Annotated in this window: 15 protein-coding genes and 2 rRNA genes; all 17 read right to left on the minus strand. The window is 70.7% G+C overall.

The window, feature by feature from the left end:
* Window positions 1–3: 3 nt before the first annotated feature.
* Window positions 4–1,809, minus strand: a complete 1,806-nt coding sequence (gene aspS / locus V3C34_RS11950; protein ID WP_338537996.1) for an aspartate--tRNA ligase — start codon at window positions 1,807–1,809, stop codon at window positions 4–6.
* Between the two features lie 106 nt (window positions 1,810–1,915).
* The gene (locus V3C34_RS11955; RefSeq protein ID WP_346007226.1) at window positions 1,916–2,551 is read right to left on the minus strand and encodes an NUDIX hydrolase; all 636 of its coding nucleotides are present in this window, start codon (window positions 2,549–2,551) and stop codon (window positions 1,916–1,918) included.
* Window positions 2,551–4,275: a CTP synthase gene (locus tag V3C34_RS11960; RefSeq protein WP_345914332.1), complete on the minus strand. Its 1,725-nt coding sequence runs from the start codon at window positions 4,273–4,275 to the stop codon at window positions 2,551–2,553. Before V3C34_RS11960 ends, V3C34_RS11955 begins: the two co-directional genes overlap by 1 nt.
* An 11-nt stretch (window positions 4,276–4,286) precedes the next feature.
* Window positions 4,287–5,324, minus strand: a complete 1,038-nt coding sequence (locus V3C34_RS11965) for a glycosyltransferase (protein WP_346007227.1) — start codon at window positions 5,322–5,324, stop codon at window positions 4,287–4,289.
* 4 nt (window positions 5,325–5,328) lie between these two features.
* The gene (murJ, locus tag V3C34_RS11970; protein ID WP_068421114.1) at window positions 5,329–6,927 is read right to left on the minus strand and encodes a murein biosynthesis integral membrane protein MurJ; all 1,599 of its coding nucleotides are present in this window, start codon (window positions 6,925–6,927) and stop codon (window positions 5,329–5,331) included.
* On the minus strand, window positions 6,924–7,730 hold the full coding sequence (locus V3C34_RS11975; RefSeq protein ID WP_346007228.1) for a hypothetical protein: 807 nt from the start codon (window positions 7,728–7,730) through the stop codon (window positions 6,924–6,926). Before V3C34_RS11975 ends, murJ begins: the two co-directional genes overlap by 4 nt.
* A complete protein-coding gene (locus tag V3C34_RS11980) occupies window positions 7,727–8,710 on the minus strand; it encodes a copper transporter (protein ID WP_346007229.1) in 984 nt (327 codons plus the stop codon). The genes V3C34_RS11975 and V3C34_RS11980 overlap by 4 nt, the downstream gene beginning before the upstream one ends.
* Complete coding sequence (gene steA / locus V3C34_RS11985; RefSeq protein ID WP_346007230.1) at window positions 8,707–9,891, minus strand: putative cytokinetic ring protein SteA; 1,185 nt, start codon at window positions 9,889–9,891, stop codon at window positions 8,707–8,709. The genes V3C34_RS11980 and steA overlap by 4 nt, the downstream gene beginning before the upstream one ends.
* 31 nt (window positions 9,892–9,922) lie before the next feature.
* Entirely contained in the window at window positions 9,923–11,656 is a 1,734-nt protein-coding gene (recN, locus tag V3C34_RS11990; RefSeq protein WP_346007231.1) for a DNA repair protein RecN, read from the minus strand.
* A gap of 1 nt (window position 11,657) precedes the next feature.
* Window positions 11,658–12,569 (minus strand): NAD kinase, encoded by a 912-nt coding sequence (locus V3C34_RS11995; protein WP_068323389.1) that lies wholly within the window; start codon window positions 12,567–12,569, stop codon window positions 11,658–11,660.
* Window positions 12,566–13,372 (minus strand): TlyA family RNA methyltransferase, encoded by an 807-nt coding sequence (locus V3C34_RS12000; protein WP_346007232.1) that lies wholly within the window; start codon window positions 13,370–13,372, stop codon window positions 12,566–12,568. The genes V3C34_RS11995 and V3C34_RS12000 overlap by 4 nt, the downstream gene beginning before the upstream one ends.
* Window positions 13,373–13,375: 3 nt before the next feature.
* Window positions 13,376–13,540 (minus strand): hypothetical protein, encoded by a 165-nt coding sequence (locus V3C34_RS12005; protein WP_169701837.1) that lies wholly within the window; start codon window positions 13,538–13,540, stop codon window positions 13,376–13,378.
* Window positions 13,533–14,024: a hypothetical protein gene (locus V3C34_RS12010; RefSeq protein WP_068323381.1), complete on the minus strand. Its 492-nt coding sequence runs from the start codon at window positions 14,022–14,024 to the stop codon at window positions 13,533–13,535. The genes V3C34_RS12005 and V3C34_RS12010 overlap by 8 nt, the downstream gene beginning before the upstream one ends.
* Window positions 14,025–14,054: 30 nt before the next feature.
* On the minus strand, window positions 14,055–15,044 hold the full coding sequence (locus tag V3C34_RS12015) for an HAD-IIA family hydrolase (protein ID WP_068323375.1): 990 nt from the start codon (window positions 15,042–15,044) through the stop codon (window positions 14,055–14,057).
* On the minus strand, window positions 15,041–15,778 hold the full coding sequence (locus V3C34_RS12020) for a tetratricopeptide repeat protein (RefSeq protein ID WP_068323372.1): 738 nt from the start codon (window positions 15,776–15,778) through the stop codon (window positions 15,041–15,043). Before V3C34_RS12020 ends, V3C34_RS12015 begins: the two co-directional genes overlap by 4 nt.
* Before the next feature lie 401 nt (window positions 15,779–16,179).
* Window positions 16,180–16,296: ribosomal RNA gene (gene rrf / locus V3C34_RS12025) — 5S ribosomal RNA — on the minus strand.
* Window positions 16,297–16,391: 95 nt separating this feature from the next.
* Window positions 16,392–19,504, minus strand: a 23S ribosomal RNA gene (locus tag V3C34_RS12030).
* Window positions 19,505–19,717 lie beyond the last annotated feature (213 nt).

The following is a 19,717-nucleotide window of genomic DNA, read 5'->3' on the forward strand; positions in this document are numbered from 1 at the left end:
CGCTCAGGCGCCTGCCTGCTCCGCGTCCTCGTCGCGGCGCGGCGTGGCGTCGATGCCCGCCTCCTTGCGCTGCTCCGGGGTGATCGGCGCGGGCGCGTCGGTCAGCGGGTCGTAGCCGCCACCGGACTTGGGGAAGGCGATGACGTCGCGGATGGAGTCGGCACCCAGGAGCAGCATGCAGATGCGGTCCCAGCCGAAGGCGATGCCGCCGTGCGGCGGGGCGCCGAACTTGAAGGCCTCGAGGAGGAACCCGAACTTCTCCTGCGCGGACTCCTCGTCCAGGCCCATGACCTTGAAGACCCGCTCCTGCACGTCCTTGCGGTGGATACGGATGGACCCGCCGCCGATCTCGTTGCCGTTGCAGACCAGGTCGTACGCGTAGGCGAGAGCCGGCCCCGGGTCGGAGTCGAAGGTGTCGAGGAACTCCTCCTTGGGGCTGGTGAAGGCGTGGTGGACCGCGGTCCACGCGCCGGCACCCACCGCGACGTCGCCCGCGGCCACGGCGTCGCCGGCCGGCTCGAAGAGCGGGGCGTCGACGACCCACAGGAAGGACCAGGCGCTGTCGTCGATGAGCCCGCACCGCTGGGCGATCTCCTGGCGGGCGGCACCCAGGAGCGCGCGGGCGGCCCGGGGGGTGTCCGCGGCGAAGAAGATGCAGTCGCCGGGCTCGGCACCGACGTGGGCGGCCAGACCGGCCTTCTCGCTGTCGGAGATGTTCTTGGCGACGGGGCCACCGAGCTGGCCGTCCTCGCCGACGGTGACATAGGCCAGGCCCTTGGCCCCGCGCTGCTTCGCCCACTCCTGCCAGGCGTCGAACTGCCGACGCGGCTGGCTCGCGCCGCCCGGCATGACGACGGCGCCGACGTGGTCGGCCCTGAAGACCCGGAAGGGGGTCTCGGCGAAGTACTCGGTGCAGTCGACGAGCTCGACGCCGAAGCGCAGGTCGGGCTTGTCGGAGCCGTAGCGCTCCATGGCCTCCGCGTAGGTCATCCTCGGGAAGGGGGTGGGCAGGTCGACGCCGATCGTCGCCCAGACCGCCCTGGCGATCGCCTCGCCGAGCTCGATGACGTCGTCCTGCTCGACGAAGGACATCTCGATGTCGAGCTGGGTGAACTCCGGCTGCCGGTCGGCGCGGAAGTCCTCGTCGCGGTAACAGCGCGCGATCTGGTAGTAGCGCTCCATGCCGGCGACCATGAGCAGCTGCTTGAACAGCTGCGGGCTCTGCGGCAGCGCGTACCACTCGCCCGGCGCGAGGCGCGCGGGGACGAGGAAGTCCCGGGCGCCCTCGGGCGTGGACCGCGTGAGGGTCGGTGTCTCGATCTCGACGAAGTCGCGCTCGGCGAGCACCGAGCGGGCAGCAGCGTTGACCTTGCTCCGCAGACGCAGGCCGGCGCCGGCGCTCGAGGCACCCGGGCGGCGCAGGTCGAGGTAGCGGTGCTTCAGGCGCGCCTCCTCGCCGACGCTCACGCGCTCGTCGATCTGGAAGGGCAGCGGCGCGGCCTCGGAGAGGACCTCGATCGTCGTGGCGACGACGTCGACCTCGCCGGTCGGCAGGTTGGGGTTGACGTCCTTGGGGTCGCGCGGGGTGACCTCGCCGACGACCTTGATGACGTACTCGTTGCGCAGGTCGTGCGCCGCACCGGTGAGGACCTCGTCACGGGCGACGACCTGGGCGACGCCCGAGGCGTCCCGCAGGTCGAGGAAGGCCACGCCGCCGTGATCGCGCCGGCGACCCACCCATCCGGTGAGCGTGACGGTCTGGCCGGAGTGCTCGGCACGCAGTGTGCCGGCTTCGTGGGTGCGGAGCATGACGTCCTATCGCGAGGGGTGGTTCTCGGCCCGGCGGGCGCCCGGCCACCGCTCATCCTACGAAGGAGCGAGGTGCCTCGGCGAACCCGTGGCCCGCACGGACGGGTCAGCGGTGGGCGGGGTGCTCCGGCCACGGGCTGTTGGCCGGACGAAGGGAGACCCACCCGCCCTCCCGCGCGACCCGGGCGGCCAGGGCCGCGACGATCAGGGTCGAGTTGTGCACCCGTCCCGCGAGCACGGCCTCGGCCACCTCGTCGAGCGGGACCCGGCGGTACTCGAGGTGGGCCTCCTCGCCGTCGCGCGCGTGGCGCTCGCCCTCGGGCACCTCGTGCAGGCCGCGGGCCAGGTAGACCCGGATCGCCTCGTTCATCCCGCCGGGCGAGGGGAAGTAGTCGACGAGGACCCACCACTCGTCGGCGGTGACGTCCGCCTCCTCGAGCAGCTCGCGCTGCGCCCCGACGAGTGGGTCCTCGCCCGCGACGTCGAGCAGTCCGGCGGGGACCTCCCACTCGTGGGCGGCCACGGGGTGGCGGTACTGCCGGATGAGCAGCGCCCGGTCGTCCTCGTCGAGGGCGAGGACGGCGACGGCGCCCGGGTGGTCGACGACCTCGCGCACGAGGGTCTGTCCCTCGAGCTCGAAGGTGTCACGGCGCACGTCCCACACCGCACCGTCGAAGACGACCTCGCTGGCCGTCACCGACAGGCTGACCAGCTCGTCCCGCAGCCTCCCGTCCTCGACCATCAGCCGGCGGAGTCGCTGGTGGCCGCTGCCGGCGCCGTCTCGTGGCTCGGCTCGACCTCGACGAGTCGCGCGTCCTTCTGCGCCTGGACGGCCGCGCCGATGAGCCCGGCGAAGAGCGGGTGCGCCTTGTCCGGGCGGGACTTGAACTCGGGGTGCGCCTGCGTCGAGACGTAGTACGGGTGCACCTCGCGCGGGAGCTCGACGAACTCGACGAGACCGAGCTGAGGATGCGTGCCGCTCACGACGAGACCGGCCTGCTCGAGCTGGTCGAGGTAGGTGTTGTTGACCTCGTAGCGGTGGCGGTGGCGCTCGGTGACCTTGGTCGTGCCATAGGCCTGCGCGGTGACCGAGCCCTCGCGCAGGTCTGCGGGGTAGGAGCCCAGACGCATCGTGCCACCGAGGTCTCCCGCGCCGTCGACGAAGGACTTCTGCTCCTCCATCGTCGCGATGACCGGCGCCGAGGAGTCGGAGTCGAACTCCGTGGAGCTCGCGCCCTGGATCCCCGCGACGTTGCGGGCGTACTCGATGACCATGCACTGCAGGCCGAGGCAGATGCCGAGCGTCGGCACGTGGTTCTCCCGGGACCAGCGCAGGGCACCGAGCTTGCCCTCGATGCCGCGCACGCCGAAGCCTCCGGGCACGAGGACGGCGTCGACGCCACCGAGCGCCCGCGCGGCACCGGCCGGCGTCTGGCAGTCGTCCGAGGGGACCCAGCGGATGCGGACCTTGGCGTCGTTGTGGAAGCCACCGGCACGCAGGGCCTCGGTCACCGACAGGTAGGCGTCGGGCAGGTCGATGTACTTGCCGACGAGGGCGACCTCGATCTCGTGGCGCGGGTGGTGGACCCGGCGCAGCAGGGTGTCCCAGCTGTCCCAGTCCACGTCGGTGAAGTTCAGGCCCAGGCGCCGGATGACGAAGGTGTCGAGGTGCTCCCGGTGCAGGACCTTGGGGATGTCGTAGATGCTCGGGGCGTCGACGCAGGCGGCGACGCCGTCCTGCTCGACGTCGCAGGACATCGAGATCTTGCGCTTGATGTCGGCGCTGATCTCGCGGTCGGCGCGCAGGACGAGCGCGTCGGGCTGGATGCCGACCTGGCGCAGCGCGGCCACGGAGTGCTGGGTCGGCTTGGTCTTCATCTCGCCGCTCGGCGCGATGTACGGCACGAGCGAGACGTGGAGGAAGAAGCAGTTGTCGCGGCCGAGCTCGTGGCGCACCTGGCGGGCCGCCTCGAGGAAGGGCAGCGACTCGATGTCGCCGACGGTGCCGCCGATCTCGGTGATGATGATGTCGGGAGCGCTGGAGGCCTCGACGCCGGGGCTGCCGGCCGCGGGCGCACGCATCCGCGAGGTGATCTCGTTGGTGATGTGCGGGATGACCTGGACGGTGTCGCCGAGGTACTCGCCCTTGCGCTCGCGGGCGATGACCCGGCTGTAGACCTGACCGGTCGTCACGTTGGCGGAGCCGTCGTGGTTGGTGTCGAGGAAGCGCTCGTAGTGGCCGATGTCGAGGTCCGTCTCGGCACCGTCCTCGGTGACGAAGACCTCACCGTGCTGGAAGGGGTTCATCGTCCCCGGGTCCACGTTGAGGTAGGGGTCCAGCTTCTGCATCGTGACCCGCAGGCCACGCGCTCGAAGCAGGTGCCCGAGGCTCGAGGCCGTCAGTCCCTTGCCGAGTGAGGAGACGACTCCTCCGGTCACGAAGATGTGTTTCGTCAGTGCCACCACGGGGTTCCAATCTACGTCACATCGGGCAGTGCTCGGTACCTGGCCACCCACCGTGCCACGCTCTCCTCGAGCCCGTCCCACGTCGCGGCTCGCGTGCGGGCGCGTCCGGCGGCCGCCGCCGCGCGCTCCGGGTGGTCCAGGACTGCGGCGACGGCGCGCGCGATGGGCGCCGCGGCCTGGTCCTGCGGGCCCTCGACGAGCAGCCCGGCCCCGTCGAGCAGGTCCGGCAGGCCGCCGACCCTGCGGGCCACGACGGGCGTCCCGGCTGCCATGGCCTCCTGGACGACGAGGGCCCGGGCCTCCCACTCGCTCGGCACGACGAGGACGTCGGCGGCCAGCAGCCACGGCGTGACGTCGCGGGCCGCGCCGAGCAGGCGCACCGGTCCCGGGTCGGTCAGTGCCTCCTGGCCGGGCCCGACGAGCCCCCATGTGCCGGTTCCGAGCCCCGCCGCCGTCCGCAGCACGTCGATGCCCTTCTGCGGGGCGACCCGGGCGATCGTCAGGACGAAGGGGGTCTCCCCCGCCATCCCGTGCCCCGCCAGGAGCAGGTCACGGTGCGCGGCCCGCCAGGCGGCTCGGTCGGTGGCGAGCAGCCCGGGCACCCGTGGCGAGGGCACCTCCGCCGGCTCCGCCCGCCGGGCGCCGAGCGCTCTCGCGTCGGCGACGAGGTCGCTGCTCGCCCCGGTGACGAGGTCGGCTCGCCGCACGACGAGCCGGGCGGCCGCCTCCCCCGCGAGCCGGCGCGGCGAGGTCCCCGAGCCGCGGACGGGGTTGTGCAGGCTGATGACGAAGGGGGTCCCCCGCGCCGCGGCCGAGGCGACCAGCCCCGCCCGGAACCCGTGGGCGTGGACGACGTCGGCCCCCCGGGCCAGGGCGCGCACGGCGCGTGGGGTGAGGGGCGCCTCCCCCGGCAGGTCGAACCGCTCGCGGGTCCCCGGGTCGGTGGCGACGACGACGTCGTGGTCGGCTGCGCGCAGCCCGGCGGCGAGGTCGGCGACGTGCGTCCCGATCCCTCCGGAGGCGCTCGCGAGGCAGAGCAGGATCCTCATGGGCTCATCCTCCCTTCGTCCGCCGTGCTCCGGGCAGTCGGGCACGCAGGCCGGGGTCGAGTGCGGCCCCCACGAGCAGCACACCCGCGGCGACGGCGGCGGCGGCGAGGCCCCCGGCGACGACGACGAAGGGGGTCTGCTCGGGCCAGTGGTCCCGGCCGAGCAGGTGGACGAGCAGCCCCGCGCCGAGGGCGAGCCCGGCGAGGACGAGGGCGCGCGTCAGCCCGGCGACGGCCTCGACGCCCCAGTCGTGGCGCACCCGCAGGAGCAGGCCCAGGCCCGCGAGCGCCATGCCGAGCGAGGACGCGAGCCCGAGGACCACGAGGGTGCGACGGGCCCCGTCCTGGGGGCCGAGGACGAGCAGCGGCACGACGGCCGCGACGAGCCAGCCCCCGGCCATCGTCAGCCCGGCGAGCAGGGCTCGGCCGCGCGCGTAGAGCGCCCGCAGGGCCACGGCGCACAGCGCGAAGGCGATGAGTCCCGGCACCATGGCGATGAGCGCCTCGGGCATGGCCGCCAGGGCCCGGGAGCCCTCGCCGCGCCGGTCGATGGCGGTGAAGACCCGGCCGATCGGTGCGGCGGCCGCGACGAGCCCGGCAGCCGCCGCTGCCGAGAGCACGACGACGGCGCGCAGGGAGGCCGCGAGGGTGCGGGCGGCCGAGCGCTCGGCCGCGGCGCCGCCGGCCGCCGCGAGCACGGGGAAGACCGCCGTCGCGACGGGGACGGCGAGGACCGCGTAGGGCAGCAGGTAGAGGGCCTGGACGTAGTTCTGCACGACGAGCGCCCCGTCACCGCCGGAGCGGTTGGCCACCCGCAGGGTGACGACGACCGTGACCTGCTGGGCGAGCAGTGCCACCACCCCGGCCCCGGCGAGGGTCCGGGCACGCGCAGCGGTCTCGGGCGCGAGCGCCCAGCGCGGCCGCAGCCGGATCCCGTGCCGGGCAGCCGCCGCGAGCAGGGGCACGGACAGGGCGACGACACCGAGCGTGGTGCCGCCGCCGAGGAGCAGCAGCTCGCGGACCGTCACCTCGTCGGGCGCGGTACCGGCCGGCACCGTGAGGGCCCAGAGCACGTAGGTGACGATGACGACGAGGCTCGACAGCAGGGGGGCGAGGGCCGCGGCGAGGAACCACCGGTGAGCCTGGAGCACACCGCTGACGACGATCCCGAGACCGTAGAGGACGATCTGCGGGCTGAAGAGGACGAGCAGTCGCGTGCCGAGCCCGACGGCACCCTCGACCGCCCCCTCGAGCCCGCCGAGGAGCGCCCGGCTGATCAGCGGGGAGGCCAGCGCGACGAGGGCCGCCAGGGGCAGCAGGACGACGACGGCCCGGGTGAGCAGCGCCGAGGCGACGTCGTCCGCACCCTCTGTCGAGCCGTCCCCGATCCGCGAAGCCACGAGCGGCACGACGACAGCGGCGAGGATGCCGCCCGCGGCGATCTCGTAGACGACGTTGGGCACGGTGTTGACCGTCTGGTAGACCGTCCCGACCCCGGCCGCACCGACGGCCCAGGCGAAGACGACCCACCGCAGGAAGCCCACGACCCGCGCCGCCGCGGTGACGAGCGCGACGGTGCCGGCGTCCCGGGCGACCCGGCTCACCGAGGTCGGCCCCAGGCGTCGAGCTCCCGCAGCACGGGTGTCGACTCGATGACGCGGGTGAAGCTCACCCGTTCGGAGAGCAGGGTGAGCCCGGTGACCGTGGCTGCGGTGGCGAGCCGGCCGCGCGGTCCGAGCCCGCGCACGAGCGCCAGGCCGAGCAGTGCGCCGAGCGCGTTGGCCCCGCAGTCGCCGAGCATGGACTCCCCGGCGAGGTCCTCGGGCAGCAGGCCGGCGCCGGTCCCGACGAGGGCACCGGCCAGGGGGCGCGACCCGGTGGGCAGGAGCAGCAGCGCGCCGGCCGCGGTCGTCACCTTGAGGGCGCGGCCCGGACGCAGGTCGAGCAGGTTGACGAGGTTGCCGGTCCCGGCGATGACGACGGTGTCCACGGCGGTCTGGCCGAGGCGGGACGAAGGGGGTCCCCCCGCCCGCTGCTCCGTCGCGGCGGTGACGAGCGCGACGGCCCCGAGGCCGAGGACCTTGAGCGCGCCGGTGGTGACGCGTCCCGCGCGCAGGGCAGCGAGGTGCCCCCGCAGTCCCTTGGTCGCGGTGTCACCGACGAGGTCGTCGAGTGCTCCGAGCAGTCCGGGGACGAGGACGACGGCGCCGGCGGGGCCGCGGTGGTGCGGTGTCGCGGCCACCCCGGCGAGCGCGCCGAGGACCGCGGCCGGACCCTCGAGCAGGGTCACCGCTCGGCCGGCGTGGTTGGTGCGCTCCCAGGGTCGTCCCCAACCGGGGGGCAGACCCCGGCGGGAGGTGACGAGCGCACGGGCGCCCGCCGCGGCGACGAGCGTCGGCGTGGTCACTGGAAGGTGGGGACCGGGCGGGCGGCACCGGCGCCGGTCCCGTAGTGGCCCGAGTCGCCGGTGAGCTGCTCGACGAGGGCGAGCACGATCGCGGCGCGCCCCATGGGGACGGCCGGGTCGTCCACGGTGGAGACGCCCTCGGCGAGGCTCCCCTGCAGGCGGGCCATGGTCACCGGTGAGGAGTCGCTCGTGCCGTCGGCGGCCTCGTCGGCGGCGAGGACCGTTCCCTGGGCGTGGGTCTCGATGAGGTGGGTCAGCGCGACCCACACGCCGGAGGTGCCCTCGGCCTGGCGGTCGACGGTGTCCGTGTCGGAGGAGTCCTCGGCGGGGACCGGGCCACCCACGACGACGACGAGGTCGGCCGCGTCCGGGGTCTCGTCGGGGCCGTCGACCAGCCCGGCGTCCTTCAGCCGCGTCCACGCCTGCTGCCGCTGCTCGCGCGAGACGCGGTCGCCGCCGTCCTGCGGCGACCGGGTACCGGTGAGCACGACGGCGAGGGCCTGGTCGATGCGCTGGCCGCCGTCCGGGACGGCGGCGCTCACACCGAGGTCGCGCAAGGCGGCCTCGCCGGTCGCGCTGCGGCTGCTCACGGTCTTGTCGGCCGTCGAGGCCCAGGTGGCGCTCACCTCGACGGGCTCCTCGACCGTCGCGCCGGCGTCCTCGAGGGTCTCGCGCAGCGCCTGGACGTCGTCGTCGGCGCCCTCGGGCAGGCGCACGACGGCGACGGTGCGATCGCTCAGGCGTCCCTGGACGACGAGGGGGAGGGTCTGCTCGTCGTAGGTGTCCCGGGCCTCGATCGCGGCGCGCTGCTCGTTGCCGTCCTTGCGCAGGGCCTCCTTCTCCTGGCGGAGCTTGGTCACCTCGCCGGAGAGCGTGCTGCCGATGTTGTCGTTGAGCGGGCCCGCCCCGAGCACGATCCCGATGGACAGGGCGATGAGCACCGCGGCCAGGGAGACGAGGTGGTACCTGAAGTCGATCACGTGATGAGTCCTTCGACGAGGGCCCACAGGTCGTCCCAGCGGGCCCCCAGCAGTTGCAGGGTGGCCTGTCCGGTCGGGGTCGCCCAGAGGGCGACGAAGAGCGAGATGAGGCAGACGATCCCCAGACCGATCAGGGACCACGACGATATCCGGGTCCGGTAGAGGCGGCTGACCCCCTTGGCGTCGATGAGCTTGCTGCCGACGCGCAGGCGGGTGAGGAAGGTGCTCGACATGCCGGCCCGGCCCTTGTCGAGGAACTCGACGAGGGTGGCGTGCGTGCCCACGGCGACGATCAGCGAGGCACCCTTGTCGTCGGCGAGCAGCATCGCGATGTCCTCGCTGGTGCCGGTCGCCGGGAAGACGACCGGGGTCACCCCGAGCGCCTCGACGCGGGCCTCGCCGGGGGCCCGGCCGCTCCGGTAGGCGTGGACGACGACCTCGGCGCCGCTGGTCAGGACGGCGTCCGAGACGGAGTCCATGTCGCCGACGATGAGGTCGGGCCGGTGCCCGGCCTCGACGAGCGCGTCGGCGCCCCCGTCGACGCCGATGAGGACCGGCTTGTACTCGCGGATGTAGTGGCGCAGGGCCGCGAGGTCCTCCTTGTAGTGGTAGCCGCGCACGACGATGAGGACGTGCCGGTCCTGCATGCTCGTCGAGATCTCCGGGACGCCGACGCCGTCGAAGAGGAGGTCACGCTCCTGGGTGATGTACTCCATCGTGTTGTTGGCGAAGTCCTCGAGCTGCTGGCTCAGCCCGGCCCGCGCGGCCTCCATCGCGAGCGCGAGCGCCTCGTCGTCCCAGAGGCGGCCGATGATCGTGTCGTCCGCCGACACGTGGAGCGTGTCGCCGTCCACGCCGACGGTCGTGCCCTCCTTGAGACGGCCGAGCAGCTCCTCGTCGTCGACGTCCAGGAGCGGGATCCCGGCGTCGAGGATGATCCGGGGTCCGACGTTGGGGTAGCGCCCGCTCGTCGAGGGACTGGCGTTGACGACCGCCGCGGGGCGTCGGGCGACGAGGGCCTCGCCGCTCACCCGGTCGATGTCGACGTGGTCGATGACCGCGATGTCGCCGGGCCGCAGCCGCTTGGTGAGGTCCTTGGTGCGTCGGTCGACCCGCACGGGTCCGTTGGTGCCGGGCAGGGCCGGCTCACGGGTCGTGTCGCGGGTCAGTCGGATGGCCATCCGGTGCATCGTCCCATGAAGCCGCGGGGATTCAGCGACGGCACTGCTCCAGCAGCTCGCGGGCGTGGCTCAGGCCGACGCTCGTGTCGTCGCCCCCCATCATCCGTGAGAGCTCCCCCAGCCGGTCGTCGCCGTCCACGGCCCGCACCCCGCTCGAGGTGATCTGGTCGCCGTGCGCCTTGTGCACGACGAGGTGCCGGTCGGCGTGCGCGGCCACCTGGGCGAGGTGGGTGACGACGATGACCTGGCTCGTGCGGGCCAGGGCGGCGAGGCGCGCGCCGACGTCGAGGGCCGCGCGGCCACCGATGCCGGCGTCGACCTCGTCGAAGACGTACGTCGGCACCCGGTCCTGCGCGGACCCGGCGGTCGCGACCTCGATCGCCAGCATGATCCGGCTGAGCTCACCGCCCGACGCGGCCTTGGCCACCGACCGGGGCTCGGTCCCCCGGTTGGCGGCGACCCGGATCTCCACGACATCGGCTCCGTCGGCGCCGACGCGGATGGCCTCGGCCCCCTCGACGTCGACCTCGACCGCGCCCTCGTCGCTGCGCGGGTCGACGGCCACCTGCACGCGTGCCCTGGCCATGCCCAGGTGGGAGAGCTCCTCCTCGACGGTGGTGGCCAATCGGCCGGCTGCCTCGGTCCGGGCAGCGGTGAGCGCGGCGGCGCGCACGGTCAGCCGCGTGGCGGCCTCGGCCACGCGGCGGGTCAGCTCCTCGGTGCGCTCGTCGGCGCCGTGGAGGCCGAGGAGTCGCTCCCGGGCCTGGTCGCGGTGGCGAAGCACCGCATCGATGTCCTCGCCGTAGCGCCGCGTGAGCTCGTGCAAGGCGGCACGCCGCTCCTGCACCGCGCCCATCCGGGCAGGGTCGGACTCGATGTCGGCGGTGTAGGCGGAGAGGTCGGCCGCCACCTCACTGGCCAGCACCCCGATCTCGGTGAGGCGTCGGCGCAGGTCCGCCAGGGAGGCGTCGTGCGCGACCAGTCGCTCGAGCTCCTCTCCGGCTCGGGCGACCCGGCCGACCACGTCGTCCCCGTCGAAGCTGTCGGGATCGGACAGCAGGCGGTGCGCGGTCCCGGCGCCGGAGCGCAGGTCCTCGGCGTGCCCGAGGCGCTCGGACTCCTGGGCCAGCTCGCGGTCCTCCCCCGGCCGCGGGTCGACGGTATCGATCTGCTCGAGCTGGTGGGTGAGCAGCTCGATCTCCTGCAACCGGGTGCGTTCGCCCTCGACGAGCCGGGCCAGCTCCCTCTTCGCCTCCTGCCAGGCGCGGTGCGCGGACCCGACCTCGCGAACGAGGCCGGTCACCGGCTCCCCGCCGAAGGCGTCGAGGAGGGCGCGGTGCTGGGCCGGCCGCCGCAGCCGCCACTGGTCGGCCTGCCCGTGGACGGCGACGAGCCCCTCACCGAGGTCGGACAGGACACCGACGGGTGCCCGGCGGCCGCCGACGTGGGCGCGGCTGCGCCCCGCGGCGGAGAGGGTGCGGCTGAGGATCAGGTCGGGCTCGTCGGCGATGCCACCGACGTCGGCGACGACCTCGCGGGCGGGATGGTCCGGGTCGAGCTCGAGCTCGGCCTCCACGACGGCCTCGTCGCGACCGGTGCGCACGAGGCCGGTGTCGGCCCGCCCGCCGAGCACGAGGCCGAGCCCGGTGACGACCATCGTCTTGCCGGCCCCGGTCTCGCCCGTGACGACGGTCAGGCCGGGGTCGAGGGTGAGGGTCGCATCCTCGATGACGCCGAGGTCGCGGATGCGCAGCTCGCGGAGCACGTCAGGCCGAACCTCTCCGGCCGCGCCACCCGTGGACCGACAGGTCGAACTTCGCGACCAGCCGGTCGGCGAAGGGCGAGCGGCTGAGGCGGGCGAGGCGCACCGACTCCTTCGAGCGACTCACCTCGACGCGGGTGCCGGGCGGCAGGTCGACGGCGCGGCGGCCGTCGCACCACAGGACGCCGTGGCCCTCGGTGCCGGGGACGAGCTCGACCGCGAGGTCGGAGGTCGGGGCGACGACGAGCGGACGCGCGAAGAGCGCGTGGGCACTGATCGGCACGACGAGCATCGCCTCGACACCCGGCCACACCACGGGGCCGCCGGCGCTGAACGCGTACGCGGTGGAACCGGTCGGTGTGGCCATGACGACTCCGTCGCAGCCCCACGTCGACAGCGGTCGACCGTCGATCTCGACGGTGAGCACGAGCATCCGCTCGCGCGAGGCCTTCTCGACGGTCACCTCGTTGAGGGCCCAGCTGCGGGCGATCTCCTGACCGTCCCGGGTCGCGACCACGTCCAGCGCCATGCGCTCCTCGACGATGTACGCGCGGCGCACGATGTGGTCGACGGTCGCGTCGACGTCCTCGCGCTCGGCCTCGGCGAGGAAGCCGACGTGACCGAGGTTGACCCCCAGCAGCGGCGCCCCGCTGCCCCGGGCGACCTCGGCGCCGCGCAGGATCGTGCCGTCACCGCCGAGGACGACGACGAGCTCGACCCCCGCTGCAGGGTCCTCGCCGTCGTGGACGACGACCTCCGGGTGCTGGCCGAGCACGGTGTCGGCGAGCTCGCCCGCCGGCAGACGCACCTGGATGCCCTCCGCGGACAGCCGCTCGGCGACGCCGATGGCGACCTCGAGGGCCTCGGGGCGAGCAGGGTGCGCGAGCAGCAGCACCTGCCTCGGCTCCGCGGTCATCTCTCCTCCTCGCGGGACAGGTCGTGGGCGATCACCTGCAGAGCCTGCCACGTCGGGCCGACACCCGGTCGGGCGGTGAGGTGCACGAGGTACTCGTGGTTGCCCTCACCCCCGCGCAGCGGGCTGCGCGCCAGTCCCAGCGCGGACAGGCCGACCTCGCGGGCGCGCTCGAGCACACCGATGATCGCAGTCTCCCGAGCAGCCGGGTCGGTGACGACCCCCTTGCGACCGAGCCGGTCCCGCCCCACCTCGAACTGCGGCTTGATGAGCAGCACCGCCTCGCCGGTGTCGGTGAGCAGACCGGCCACCTCCGCGAGCACCAGACGAAGGGAGATGAAGCTCAGGTCCCCCACGGCCAGGTCCACGGGGCCACCGATGTCGTCCGCGACCAGCCCGCGGATGGTCGTGCCGCTGCGGTCGATGACGCGCGGGTCCGCGAGGAGCTCCGGCGCCAGCTGGTCATGACCGACGTCGAGGGCGATGACGTGCTCGGCTCCGTGCTCGAGGAGCACCTGGGTGAAGCCCCCCGTGCAGGCGCCGATGTCCAGGCAGCGCTGCCCCCTGACCTGCGGCGTGAAGGCCGTCAAGGCGCCCAGGAGCTTGCCGGCCGCGCGCCCGACCCAGTGATCACCGTCGGAGACGACCGTCAGCCGGGCGTCCGGCCCGACCTGCAGCGAGGTCTTCGTCACCGTCGCGTCGTCGACCCGCACGTCACCGGCGACGACGAGCTCCCGGGCACGCGTCCGACTGCGCGCCAGGCCCCGCTCGACGAGGGCGACGTCGAGGCGAGTGGTCTGCGCCACGGGTCAGGACCCGAGGTCGGACAGGCGCGAGGTCAAGGTGGCGTGCACCGACTCCCCGGCCGCGAGGACGGCGTCCAGGTCTGCGGCATCGACGCCCGCCAGATCGGACAGGGCCGCATCGACGACGAGGTCACCGGTCTGGACGAGCTGACCGGGCTCGTCAGGCATCCGGGAGCACCACGGGGGTCGGGGTCGGCTCCGTCGCCTTCGCCGTGGTCACCTTCGCGCTAGTGACCTTCTTCGGCGTGGCCTTCTTCGTGGCGGCCTTCTTGGTGGCCGTCTTGGTGGCCGTCTTCGCGGCGGCCTTCTTGGCCGGCGTCTTCTTCGCCGGTGCCTTCCTCGCGGCGCTCGAGCTCTTGCGGACCGGCGCCTTCGTCGCCGGGCGAGCGGGAGCGGTGCGACGGGTGGGCGGGGTCGTGGAGACGACCTCCTCCTCGGGCGCGTCGTCGCGGGCCCGCAGCGCCTCGCTCAGCGCGTCGAGGTCCGCCTGCTCCTCGTCGGGCCACGCGCGCTCCGGCGCGTCACCCCGGGCCGGTGGCACCGCACTGGCGACGAGCAGCGTGTCGACGAGCCGCACGACACCGAGGGTGCGGTCGAGGGCGGCCTCGGTGGTCCTGAGGCCCAGGTGGATCAGTCCGCGTACAGGGTCCACGTCGCTCCTTGGGTCGGGGTGGATCCCACGCTACCCGTTCGGGACGAGCCGACCCGCGTCCTGCGCCGTGATCAGACCCGCATCGCGAGCGGTCCACAGTGCGTCGAGCGCGGCGCGCAACAGGTCGGCGCCCGCGCCGACCACCTCGAGCCGGCCACCGCGCGCGAGGCGGGCACGAGCGGATCCGCGCACGTGCCACCCGTCGTCGACGCCTGCCTCGGGGTAGTCCTCGGCGAGGTCGCGCAGGTCGGTCAGGACGTACTGAGGACGATGGTCGAAGGGGGCCGCCGCCAGCTCCGGGGGTCCGTGGACACCGGTGAGCACCAGGGCCCCTGAGGTACCGGCAGCCTGGGCGCCGGCCATGTCCGTCTCCAGACGGTCGCCGATCGCGAGCACTCGAGCCGGTGGCACCCCCAGGACGTCGGCCGCGAGCTCGTACATCGGCGGGTGCGGCTTGCCGATGACCTCTGGATCACGGTCCACCGCGTTGCGCACGGCGCCCACGAGGGAGCCGTTGCCCGGCGCCGGGCCTCGTTCGGTGGGCAGGGTCAGGTCGTCGTTCGTCACCACCCAGCGCGCTCCGGCGCGGATGGCGTGCGCGGCCTCACCGAGGTCGGCGGCGGTCACCTGCGGGCCGTAACCCTGCAGCACCGCAGCGACCTCCCCTTCGTCCCCGGGCGCCAGTGGCCGCAGACCGGCGTCGCGCAGCGCGACGCCCACCCCGGGGCCCCCGACCGCCAGGACCGCGGTCCCGGCGGGCAGGTCCGTGGCCAGCTCTCGCGCGGCGGCAACCGACGAGGTGAGGACGCGCGCCGCCTCGACCCGTACGCCGAGGCGCCGCAGATGGTCCGCGACGTCCGAAGGGGGTCGCGACGCGTTGTTCGTGGCGTAGACCACGGGCACGGCGAGACGGTTGAGCGCGTCGACCGCGTGCTCCACCGCAACCGCACCGGCGTAGACCACGCCGTCGAGGTCACAGATGATCCCCTCGAAGCCCGCGGAGAGGGGGCCTCCCCTCACGGCTGCGGCGTCTCCCCGCCGTCGCCCACGTCATCGAGCTCCTCGACGTGCACGCCGTCGAGCTCCTCGACGCGCTCGACCGCGTCCGTCTCTCCGTCCTGGTCGGCCACCGCCGCCTTGGCGAACCAGGCCCGGGCGTCGTCGCGCCGCCCGACCTCCAGCAGCGCGTCGGCGTAGGCGTACCAGACGCGCGGTGCCCACGGCTTGTTCTTCACCTTGTCCACCTGCCCCTGGAGGGCGAGGACAGCAGCCTGGGGCTGGCCCATGTCACGACGAATGCCGGACCCGACGATGAGCAGCTCGATCTGCTCCTCCTGGCCGAGCTGACGCGCCTCCGGCGAGCCGAGCAGCTCGAGAGCGCGCGCCGGACGGCCGAGCCCACGTTCGCAGTCGACCATGAGCGGCAGTAGGTGCGAGGACCCGCTCAGCCGGCGAACGGTGCGGAACTCCGTGAGCGCACGCGCGTAGTCGCCCATGCGGTAGGCCACGAAGCCAAGCGCCTCACGTGCGGCCGGGACCCGTCCGGCACGCCGCACGGCGGTCTCGGCGTGCGCCAGGGCGCCGTCCAGGTCCTCTGCCTCGAGGAGTGCCGCGACCATCACGAGGTGCTGGGCGACGCCCTCGGCATTCTCCTTGCTCAGGGTGCGCAGCTGCTGCTTGACGCTGCGGTCGATCTCGGCGCCGGTGACATCGGGCGCGATGGCCGGCTCGGGCTTGCGGCCCTCCTTGGGCACCAGACGGGATCCGCCGCGCTCCTGGTCCTCACGACCGGTGCCTCCACGCTCGGGGCGCGAGTCACGCCGGTCCCCGGGTCCACGCTCACCGGCGCGGCGGTCGCGATCGTCTCGTCGGTCCTCACGGAAGGGACGGCCTTGGCCGCCGTCGCGACGCGGCCGTTCCCCGCTGCCGCCGGGACGGCCTCCGCCGGATCGCTCGGAGCGTCCACCGCCCGGCCGCCCTCCACCGGGTCGGCCACGTCCACCTTGGGGTCGGTTCGACCTCTCGTCCACGTCTGATACCTCTCTAGACCTTGTCCCTGCGAGAGCCACACTCCCGTGGATCGGGGCTCAAATGCAAGAAACGCCCTGACAACTCGTCTGTGACGAGCCGACCAGGGCGTTTCTGCTCAATGTTTGTCCGGCTGCGTCCTACTCTCCCACACCGTCACCAGTGCAGTACCATCGGCGCTGAAGGGCTTAGCTTCCGGGTTCGGAATGGGACCGGGCGTTTCCCCCTCGCTATGACAGCCGAAACTCTATGGAAATACGTGGACAGTGTCCCGACCGTATCTCGGGAACTGCACAGTGGACGCGAGTCAATCTTTTGTTACGCAACAGATGTTGTGTGTGTATCAAGTTATCGGCTTATTAGTACCAGTCAGCTCCATGCATTGCTGCACTTCCACATCTGGCCTATCAACCCAGTAGTCTACTGGGAGCCTCTCGGAGCAAGCTCCATGGAAACCTCATCTTGAGACATGCTTCCCGCTTAGATGCTTTCAGCGGTTATCACTCCCGAACGTAGCTAATGAGCGGTGCCCTTGGCAGAACAACTCACACACCAGAGGTTCGTCCAACCCGGTCCTCTCGTACTAGGGTCAGCCTCTCTCAAGTTTCCTACGCGCACAGCGGATAGGGACCGAACTGTCTCACGACGTTCTAAACCCAGCTCGCGTGCCGCTTTAATGGGCGAACAGCCCAACCCTTGGGAGATACTCCACCCCCAGGATGCGACGAGCCGACATCGAGGTGCCAAACCATCCCGTCGATATGGACTCTTGGGGAAGATCAGCCTGTTATCCCCGGGGTACCTTTTATCCGTTGAGCGACGGCGCTTCCACAAGCCACCGTCGGGTCACTAGTTCCGACTTTCGTCCCTGCTCGACATGTCTGTCTCGCAGTCAAGCTCCCTTGTACACTTGCACTCGCCACCTGATTGCCAACCAGGCTGAGGGAACCTTTGAGCGCCTCCGTTACATTTTAGGAGGCAACCGCCCCAGTTAAACTACCCACCAGGCAATGTCCCTGATCCGGATCACGGACCGAGGTTAGATAACCAGAACGACCAGAGTGGTATTTCAACGATGACTCCACACACACTGGCGTGCATGCTTCACAGTCTCCCACCTATCCTACACAAGCCGTCCCGATCACCAATACCAAGCTATAGTGAAGGTCCCGGGGTCTTTCCGTCCTGCTGCGCGTAACGAGCATCTTTACTCGTAATGCAATTTCGCCGAGTTCGCGGTTGAGACAGTGGAGAAGTCGTTACGCCATTCGTGCAGGTCGGAACTTACCCGACAAGGAATTTCGCTACCTTAGGATGGTTATAGTTACCACCGCCGTTTACTGGGGCTTAAATTCTCAGCTTCGCCCACAAGGGGCTAACCGGTCCTCTTAACCTTCCAGCACCGGGCAGGCGTCAGTCCGTATACATCGTCTTGCGACTTCGCACGGACCTGTGTTTTTAGTAAACAGTCGCTTCTCCCTGGTCTCTGCGGCCCATCTTCCTAGCCCGCAAGGGGCTTCAGAATCCGGGCCCCCCTTCTCCCGAAGTTACGGGGGCATTTTGCCGAATTCCTTAACCACGATTCACTCGATCGCCTTAGTATTCTCTACTTATCCACCTGAGTCGGTTTGGGGTACGGGCGGCTAGAACCTCGCTAGAGGATTTTCTCGGCAGCATAGGATCACCCTGCTTCCCGCCAGAGGCGGTCACTATCAGGTCTCAGGATATGTGCCAGGCGGATTTGCCTACCTGACTCCCTACACCCTTGGACGTGGACAACCATCGCCACGCGGAGGCTACCTTCCTGCGTCTCCCCATTGCTTGACTACTACCAGATAGGGTCACACGTTCCACCCACCAACGACACCCCGAAGGGCATCTACGGTGAGCTTCAGGCGTTTAGCATCACTGGATTCATCATGGGCGGTTCTTCGCCGGTTCCGGAATATCAACCGGATGTCCATCGACTACGCCTGTCGGCCTCGCCTTAGGTCCCGACTTACCCAGGGCAGATTAGCTTGACCCTGGAACCCTTGGATATTCGGCGGACGGGTTTCTCACCCGTCTTTCGCTACTCATGCCTGCATTCTCACTCGTGTGGCATCCACGGCTGGATCACTCCGCCGCTTCGCTCGCCACACGACGCTCCCCTACCCATCAACACGCCTGGACACCAAAGGTGCCGAGCAGTGTGTCAATGCCACAGCTTCGGTGGTGTGCTTGAGCCCCGCTACATTGTCGGCGCGGAATCACTTGACCAGTGAGCTATTACGCACTCTTTAAAGGGTGGCTGCTTCTAAGCCAACCTCCTGGTTGTCACGGCAACTCCACATCCTTTTCCACTTAGCACACGCTTAGGGACCTTAGCTGGTGATCTGGGCTGTTTCCCTCTCGACTACGGAGCTTATCCCCCGCAGTCTCACTGCCACGCTCTCACTTACCGGCATTCGGAGTTTGGCTAACGTCAGTAACCTGGTGAGGCCCATTAGCTATCCAGTAGCTCTACCTCCGGTAAGAAACACGTGACGCTGCACCTAAATGCATTTCGGGGAGAACCAGCTATCACGGAGTTTGATTGGCCTTTCACCCCTACCCACAGCTCATCCCCTCAGTTTTCAACCTAAGTGGGTTCGGTCCTCCACGACGTCTTACCGTCGCTTCAACCTGGCCATGGGTAGATCACTCCGCTTCGGGTCTAGACCCAGCGACTAAAACGCCCTGTTCGGACTCGCTTTCGCTACGGCTTCCCCACACGGGTTAACCTCGCCACTGAGCACTAACTCGCAGGCTCATTCTTCAAAAGGCACGCCGTCACCCCACAAGGAGGCTCCGACGGATTGTAAGCGCACGGTTTCAGGATCTATTTCACTCCCCTCCCGGGGTACTTTTCACCTTTCCCTCACGGTACTTGTCCGCTATCGGTCACCAGGGAATATTTAGGCTTAGCGGGTGGTCCCGCCAGATTCACACGGGATTTCTCGGGCCCCGTGCTACTTGGGAAATCTCTCCATGGAGTCCACGACATTTCGTCTACGGGGGTCGCACCCTCTGTGCCGGGCCATTCAAGACCCTTCGACTATGACATGGATTTCTTACTCCACCCCGAAGTGTCAGCTCCGAGCAAAAGCTCCCACAACCCCGGACATGCAACGCCTGACAGCTATCACACATGACCGGTTTGGCCTCATCCGCTTTCGCTCGCCACTACTCACGGAATCACTGTTGTTTTCTCTTCCTGCGGGTACTGAGATGTTTCACTTCCCCGCGTTCCCTCTACCCGGCCTATATATTCAGCCGGGAGTGACTGGACTTGCCTCCAGCCGGGTTTCCCCATTCGGAAATCCTCGGATCAAAGTCTGGTTATCGACTCCCCGAGGCTTATCGCAGATTCCTACGTCCTTCTTCGGTTCCTGGTACCAAGGCATCCACCGTGCGCCCTTAAAAACTTGAGCCACAAAGATGCTCGCGTCCACTGTGTAGTTCTCAACATACGGGCGGCACCCCACCAAACCGTGACGCCAACACCACGCAAACGCGATGCGGTACGCCACCAGGCGAGGCCCACAACCAACCCCCCTCAGAAGGAGAGCCGGCCCGAAGCTTCACTCGCGTGAACCCTCAGGACCCAACAACGTGCCAGACACCCGCCACCCAGCACCAGCTTT

It is taken from the genome of Janibacter terrae, from assembly GCF_039636765.1.
GTDB lineage: Bacteria > Actinomycetota > Actinomycetes > Actinomycetales > Dermatophilaceae > Janibacter > Janibacter terrae.